2 protein-coding genes are annotated in these 1,395 nt (G+C 74.1%); both read right to left on the bottom strand.

From position 1 onward, the window contains the following. A partial coding sequence (locus FNQ90_RS23190) for a nuclear transport factor 2 family protein (protein WP_143624819.1) occupies positions 1 to 490 on the bottom strand: 490 nt, incomplete at its 3' end. After that, positions 487 to 1,374, bottom strand: a complete 888-nt coding sequence (gene folP / locus FNQ90_RS23185; protein ID WP_182608134.1) for a dihydropteroate synthase — start codon at positions 1,372 to 1,374, stop codon at positions 487 to 489. The genes FNQ90_RS23190 and folP, both read right to left, overlap by 4 nt. Positions 1,375 to 1,395 lie beyond the last annotated feature (21 nt).

Below are 1,395 nucleotides of genomic sequence, written 5' to 3'. Positions count from 1 at the left end.
GGGGGTCGTCGGGGCCGGGGGGTTCGATCGGCCCATCCGGGCCGACGCTCTCCTCGGCGTCCTCCTCCTCTTCCACGATGATCGGCGAGGAGTGGTGTGCCCACACCTTCCACGCCCCGTCGTGCGTGCGGCGGAAGACGTTGGTGGCCGCCACCACACCGCCGACCAGGGGGCCGGTGGAGCCGTCCTCCTCCCTCGGTCCGCCGCTGAGGATGTTCTCGGTGCAGGTGACCAGGGCGGTGTCGCCGGAGACGGACACCTCCACGTCGGTGAGGATGAACTGGATGTACTCGGTACCGGCCATGATCAGGGCGTAGGAGCGCAGCACCTCCGCCCGGCCGCTGAGCACCGGCCAGCCGGGGTGCACGACGCTGACGCGGTCGTCCATCCAACTGTCGGCCATGGCCTCCAGGTCGCCGCGCTCGATCGCGTCGTACAGCGCGGTGTTGGCGGCCTGGACGGCCTCGATGTCGGTACGGGCACCGCTCACGCCGACCCACCTCCCGCGGACTCCGCGGATCCGGGATGATCCGCGAATCCCGCGTACCCCTCGAGGGCGCGTGCCACGCGAACCGCGTCGGCACTGGCGCGTACCTCGTGCACCCGTACCGCCCACGCGCCGGCCCGGGCGGCCAGTGCGGTCACGGCGGCGGTGGCCGCGTCCCGTTCCCGGGCGGGCGGCGGATCACCGTCCGGGCCGGCCAGCACCCGCCCGAGGAACCGCTTGCGGGAGGCCGCGACCAGCACGGGGTGCGGCAGTTCGGCGCGCAGGCGGCCGAGGGCGGCGATGAGCGCCAGGTCGTGCTCGGCACGCTTGGCGAAGCCGAGGCCGGGGTCGACCACCACGTGGTGGGGGTCGATGCCGCCGGCCACGGCCCGATCGAGGCTCTCGCGCAGTTCGGCGATCACCTCGGCGACGGGGTCGGCGTACTCGGCGCGATCGTTCATGTCGATGCTCTGCCCGCGCCAGTGCATGACCACGAAGGGGACCCGGGCCTCCGCCACGAACGGCACCATCGCGTCGTCGGCCCGGCCGCCGCTGACGTCGTTGACCAGGTGGGCCCCGGCCTCCACCGCCCGTCGTGCCACCGACGCGCGCATGGTGTCGACGCTGACGAGCAGGCCCTCCGCTGCCAGGTCCCGTACCACGGGCACGACCCGGCGCAGTTCCTCGTCCTCGTCGACCCGGCGGGCGCCAGGGCGGGTGGACTCGCCGCCCACGTCCACGAGGTCGGCGCCCTGCGCCGCGAGGTCCAGGCCGCGCTTGACGGCGGTCTCGGGGTCGAACCAGCGTCCGCCGTCGGAGAAGGAGTCGGGAGTGACGTTGACCACGCCCATCACGGCGCAGCGGTCGGGCAGGGGCAGACCGGGAATCCGGCCGCGCCGTCCCGGGGC

This window comes from Streptomyces alkaliphilus (genome assembly GCF_014141535.1).
Lineage (GTDB): Bacteria > Actinomycetota > Actinomycetes > Streptomycetales > Streptomycetaceae > Streptomyces > Streptomyces alkaliphilus.
The sequence above is the reverse complement of the archived record's forward strand: the minus strand, read 5'-3'. Positions and strand labels throughout refer to the sequence as shown.